At 70.5% G+C, this 6,387-nt stretch carries 1 protein-coding gene; it reads right to left on the bottom strand.

Translation table 11 applies throughout. From position 1 onward, the window contains the following. A partial coding sequence (locus ACIBQZ_RS43050; protein ID WP_396094747.1) for an amino acid adenylation domain-containing protein occupies window positions 1-6,384 on the bottom strand: 6,384 nt, incomplete at its 3' end. Window positions 6,385-6,387: the final 3 nt, after the last annotated feature.

Raw genomic sequence — 6,387 nt, 5'->3', positions numbered from 1 at the left:
CCCCGAAAACTCCGGCTCCGGCAACGCCAACCGATCCACCTTCCCGTTACCCAACAACGGCAACCGCTCCAACACCACAAACACCGACGGCACCAGATAATCCGGCAGACGGCGGCCGACGTGGTCGCGCAGTTCGGTGGTGGAGACGCCGGCGTGAATGCCGAATCCGTCTGCTGTGGGCAGGTCGTCGCCCGTGAGGACGACGTAGGCGACCAGGCGGTTGCCGCCGTCGCGCCCGGCTCGCGCGACAACAACGCTCTGTTCGACCGCGGGATGGGCGGTCAGCGCCGCTTCGACTTCGGCGGGTTCGACCCGTACTCCCCGGATCTTGACCTGGGCGTCGGCCCGGCCGATGAACTCCAGCTGCCCCTCGCGGTTCCACCGCACCAGATCACCGGTGCGATACATCCGCCCGCCGGCTTCGAACGGGTCAGCGACGAACCGGGAGGCTGTGAGACTTGCCTGGTCCGCGTAGCCGCGGCCCACCAGGCCGCCGACGTACAACTCGCCGACCACGCCGGCCGGCACCAGCTGCAGGCCCGCACCCAGCACGTAGGCCCGCATACCGCCCAGCGGCCGGCCCACCGGCACCGCGCCGGCACGTTGCCACCGCTGCGGCACCTCGAACAGCGACGCGTAGAAGCTCTCGGTCTGCCCGTACGCGTTCAGCACCCGGACATCCGGCCGGACCGCCCGCAAGCGACCCACCAGATCGCCGCTCAGACCCTCGCCCGCGAACACCACCGTGCCCACATCCAGCTTCGCGCCGACCTCGGACAGCACCGCCGCGAACGCCGACGGCACCGTCGAGATCACCTCACCCGACCAGCCACCACGCTCGACCACCTGCAAGACGTCAGGAACGATCTCCACCACGCCACCGGCGATCAGCGTCGTGAAGAACTCGAAGATCGACACGTCGAACGACACCGATGTCGACCCGAGAACCCGGGCGCCCACGCCGATCCCCATCGCTGACACCAGCCCGGCCACACCGTTGCGCACACCACCGTGCGTGACCTGCACACCCTTCGGCGTGCCGGTCGAACCCGACGTGTACATCACGTAGGCCACCGACTCCGCGTACACCGTCGCCGCCGGGGCGGGCGCCGGCGGCACGTCCGTGCACAGCAGTTCAGGGATTCCATGCCCGGGCAACGATCCGGCAACGTGCGCATCCGTCAGGAGCACCGCCGGATCCGCGTCCCGCAGCACAGCCTCGAGCCGCAGAGTCGGCAGTTCCGTGTCGAGCGCGGCGAAGGCCGCCCCGGCCCGCCACACACCCAGCAGACCCACCACCAGATCCGCCGAGCGCGGCAACGCCACCGCCACCACCGATTCCGGACCCACGCCCCGAGACACCAAAGCCGCCGCCATCGACGCCGACCGCTCATCCAGCTCCCGATAGGTCAACGACCCCGCACCGTCGACGACCGCCACCGCATCCGGCGCCGACACCACCCGCTCGGCTATCCACTCCCACACCGAACCCACACCGACCACCGGCGCCGGCGGCATGGCCGAGGTGAGCGCCTGAGCGCGTTCGCTGTCGTCCAGCAGGTTGATGCTTCGCACCGGGACCTCGGGATCGGCGGCGACGGTGCGGAGCACGCGCAGGAAGCGCGCGGCGAGCCGGGCGGCGGTGTCGTGGTCGTACAGGTCGATCGCGTACTCCAGGAGGCCGTCGACGGACGTCTCACCGTCCCGGCGGGTCACCGCGAGGTTGACGAAGAGGTCGAACTTCGCCGTGCCGGTGGCCGCGGGCTGGGCCTCCACCTGGAGGCCGGGCAGGCTCAGATCGGGGGCGGTGTTGTTCTGCCAGGCGCACATGACCTGGAACAACGGGTGATACGCCGTCGACCGATCCGGATTCAACACCTCCACCAACCGCTCGAACGGCACATCCTGCCGGTCATACGCAGCCAACGCATCACCACGCACCCGACCCACCACATCACCGAACGACGGACCCCCCGACAAATCCACCCGCAACACCCACGTATTAACGAAAAACCCCACCAACCCCGCCAACGCCTCATCCGTACGACCCGCGATCGGACCCCCGATCGCCACGTCCTCACCCGCACCCAACCCCGACAACAACACCGCCAACGCCGCCTGCACCACCATCGACACCGTGGCACCCCGCTGCGAGGCAACCCCCTCCAAGGCATCAACCAGATCGGCATCGAGGGTGAAGGGGACGGCGCCGCCCCGGTGGCTCGCCTCGGCCGGCCGTGGGCGGTCGGTGGGCAGGGTGATCGGCACGGGAAGGCCGGCGAGCTTGTCGGTCCAGTAGGCGAGCTGGGAACCGGCGAGCCCGTCCGGGTCCTGCTCGTCGCCGAGCAGGTCCCGTTGCCAGAGGGTGTAGTCGGCGTACTGGACCGGCAGGTCGTCCCAGCCGGGCGCGTTCCCCTGGCGCCGGGCGGTATAGGCCTCGACGAGGTCGTGCGCCAGCGGGGCGGTCGATCCACCGTCACCGGCGATGTGATGCAGCACCAGCACCAGCGTGTGGTCGAGCGGGCTGCGGCGCAGCAGCACGGCGCGCAGCGGGATCTCGCGGTCCAGCTCGAAGCCGCGGCTGACGGCGGCGGCCACCGCCGCGTCGGTCCCGGCGTCGGTCACCGCGATGATCGGGAGGCTGGGCGCGGCGTCGTCGATGGAGAGGATCTCCTGGTACGGGGTGCCGCCCGCGTCCTCGGCCACGACGGTCCGCAGGCTCTCGTGCCGGATGACGACGTCGCGCAGGGCGGCGGCCATGGCCGCGTCATCCAGTTCCCCGGTGAGCTTGAGCACCGACGGGAGGTTGTAGACGGCGGACGGGCCCTCGAACCGGTGCAGGAACCACAGGCGGCGCTGGGCGTGCGACAGCGGAATGTGTTCCGGGCGCTCGGTGGCCGGGCGCAGCGGAGGGCGAGGCTGCACGCCGGCCGGGAGCCGGACGGCCAAGGCGGCCGGGGTCGGTGCCGCGAAAACCGTCCGGACGCTGAGCTCGGCGCCGAGCTCGGCGCGGATCCGGCCGATGAGGCGCATGCTCAGCAGCGAGTCGCCGCCGAGGGCGAAGAAGCTGTCGTCGGCGCCGACCCGGTCGAGGTGCAGGAGGTCGGCGAAGATCCGGGTGAGGGCGCGTTCCTGAGCGGTGCGCGGTGCCCGGTAGGGCCGGCCGTCGTGATCCGGCTCGGGCAGGGCCCGGCGGTCCACCTTGCCGCTCGGGGTCAACGGGAGCCGGTCGAGCGGCACGATCGTGGCCGGACGCATGTGCTCGGGCAGGCGGTCGGCAACAAACTGGTCCAGCCCGTCCGGGGCGCCGGGCACGACGTAGGCGATGAGTTCGGTGCCGCCGGGCCTCTTGTCCCGGGCGACCACTACCGCCTGATCAACGGCGGGATGTGCGGTCAAGGCCGTCTCGGCCTCCGCCGGCTCCACCCGGATCCCGCGAATCTTGACCTGGGTGTCGGCCCGGCCGACGAACTCCAGCTGCCCGTCGCGGTTCCACCGCACCAGATCACCGGTGCGATACATCCGCCCGCCGGCGTCGAACGGATCAGCCACGAACCGGCAGGCGGTCAGGCCGGCCAGACCCGCATAACCACGGCCCACCAGGCCACCGACGTACAACTCACCGACCACGCCGGCCGGCACCGGTTGCAGGCCCGCACCCAGCACGTACGCCCGCATGCCGCCCAGCGGCCGGCCGATCGGCACCGAGGCACCGCCACGCCACTGCTGCGGCACCTCGAACAAAGACGCATAGAAGCTCTCCGTCTGCCCGTACGCGTTCAGCACCCGGACATCCGGCCGGACCGCCCGCAAGCGACCCACCAGATCGCCGCTCAGACCCTCGCCCGCGAACACCACCGTGCCCACATCCAGCTTCGCGCCGACCTCGGACAGCACCGCCGCGAACGCCGACGGCACCGTCGAGATCACCGCACCGGACCAACCACCGCGCTCGACCACCTGCAGGACGTCCGGCACAACGTCGACCACGCCGCCGGAAGCCAGCGTCATGAAGAACTCGAAGATCGACACGTCGAACGACACCGACGTCGACCCCAGGACCCGGGCCCCCACGCCGATCCCCATCGCCGACACCAACCCGGCCAAGCCGTTGAGGACTCCGGCCTGCGTCACCTGCACTCCCTTGGGCGTGCCGGTCGAACCCGACGTGTACATCAGATACGCCAGGTTGTCGGGCCGGACATCCACCACCGGAGCCGGAGCCGGCTCCACCTCCGCGCACCACAGCTCCGGGACACCGTGCCCGGGAAGTGACCCGGCGACGTCCGCACTCGTCAGCAACACCGCCGGATCCGCATCACGCAGAATCGCGCTCAGCCGCAGACTCGGCAGGCCCGTGTCGAGCGCGGCGAAGGCCGCACCGGCCCGCCACACACCGAGCAGACTCACCACCAGATCGGCCGAACGCGGCAACGCCACCGCCACCACCGACTCCGGACCCACGCCCCGAGACACCAAAGCCGCCGCCACCGACGCCGACCGCTCGTCCAGCTCCCGATAGGTCAACGACCCCGCACCGTCGACCACCGCCACCGCATCCGGCGTCGACACCACCCGCTCGGCGATCCACCCCCACACCGAAGCCACACCAACCACCGGCGCCGGCGGCAGATCAACGTCGTGCGCACTCAGAAGATCAATCTTCCCCACCGGTACGTCGGGATCGGCGAGGATCTGGCGGAGCACGTGGGCGTAACAGCTCGCGATCATGGCGGCTGCGGCGTCGTCGATCTGCTGCCGCTGGAACTGGAGCGTCAGCTGCAGGTGTGGTTCCGCCGTTGCGGTCAGCGTCAACGGATAGTGCGAGCCCGCGGAGGGCCGGACGCCGGTGAGCGTGAAGCCGGCGCCCGTGGTGAGCCGGTTGATGCCGCCCCGGTCGACCGGATACGACTCGAAGACCACCAGGGTGTCGAACAGGGCCGGAAGCCCGGTCGAGCGCTGGCTGTCGGCCAGCGAGTGATGGTGGTGTTCGAGCAGCTCGCCGTGTTGGTGCTGCAGGCCGGTCAGCAGCTCGCGGGCGGTGATTCGAGGCCGGCAGGTGGCCCGTACGGGAATGGTGTTGATGAACAACCCCACCATCGCGTCGACGCCGGGCAGGTCGGCCGGGCGGCCCGAGACGGTGGCCCCGAACACGACGTCGTCGCGACCGGTCAGGGCGGACAGCAGCACCGCCCAGGCACCCTGCACCACGGTGTTGACCGTGACACCGAGCTCGGCCGCACGCCGAGCGACGAGGTGGCCGTCGATGCCGGCGTCGAGCGCGAGATGACCTTCGCCGCCCTCGGTGTTCGCCGCGGACACCGCAATCGAGGGCTGCAGCAGCGTCGGCTCCGCAAGCCCGGCGAGGAGGCGGGACCAGGCCGACGCGGAGCTGTCGGTGTCGTGGTCGTGCAGCCAGACGAGGAAGTCCTCGTACGGCGCCGGCACCGGCACGGCGGCGCCTTGGTACAGGCCGATCAGTTCCTGGGTGAGCAGGGGCAGCGACCAGCCGTCGAAGAGCAGGTGATGAGCGGTGAGCACGAGTTCCGCGCGGTCGCCGGCCGTGGCGATCAGGGCCAGGCGGAGCAGGGGAGGTTCGGCCGGGTCGAAATGGTCGGCGCGGTCCTGCTCGAGGAAGCTCTCCAGCCGGTCGGCGGTCTCGGCGTCGTCGTGGTGTCGCAGGTCCAGGTGCTGCCAGGGCAGTTCGGCGTGGGCGGGAACAATCTGGACGGCGTCCCCGTCGGCGCGCGTGGTGAAGGCGGCGCGCAGGTTCGGGTGGCGCCGCAGCAGGGCTTGCCCGGCGCGGCGCATCCGTTGCGGGTCGACGTGGCCGCGCAGGTGGAAGACCAGCTGCATGTGGTAGGCGTCGTCGAACAGTGTGTGGAAGAGGATCCCGGATTGGGTAGGGGTGACCGGCCAGACGGTGCTCAGCCGGCCGTAGCGCTGTTCCCAGGTTTCGAGGTCGGACTGGGTGACGGCGACCAGCGGAGCGTCGCTGGGGGTCAGGCCGCCCGCGCCGGGTTGGCGGGCGTGCTCGGCCAGAGCGGCAAGCGCCTCGCTCCACAACGCGGTGATCTGGTTGATGTCGGATGCGGAAAGGACCTGAGACGCGTACGAGATCAGGCCGGTCACCGCTTGGTCGTCGGCGTCACCGGTGAGCATGACGTTGACCTCGAGAGCGGACAGGGCGGCCATGTCAGGGTCCGGTGCGGGAACGACATTCTGCATTCCGGTTTCCGGGGCCCACCCGCTGTTTCGGAGGTGCTCGGGCAGGTCGGCCGCCGACAGGTGTCCGAGGTAGTTGAAGCCGATCTGGGGAACCGCCTCAGCAGCCAGGACCGCAGCAGTGTCGTCGTTGAGATACCGCAACAAGCCATAACCGATACC

The sequence above is a fragment of the Actinoplanes sp. NPDC049599 genome (assembly GCF_044465625.1).
Lineage (GTDB): Bacteria > Actinomycetota > Actinomycetes > Mycobacteriales > Micromonosporaceae > Actinoplanes.
The sequence above is the reverse complement of the archived record's forward strand: the minus strand, read 5'-3'. Positions and strand labels throughout refer to the sequence as shown.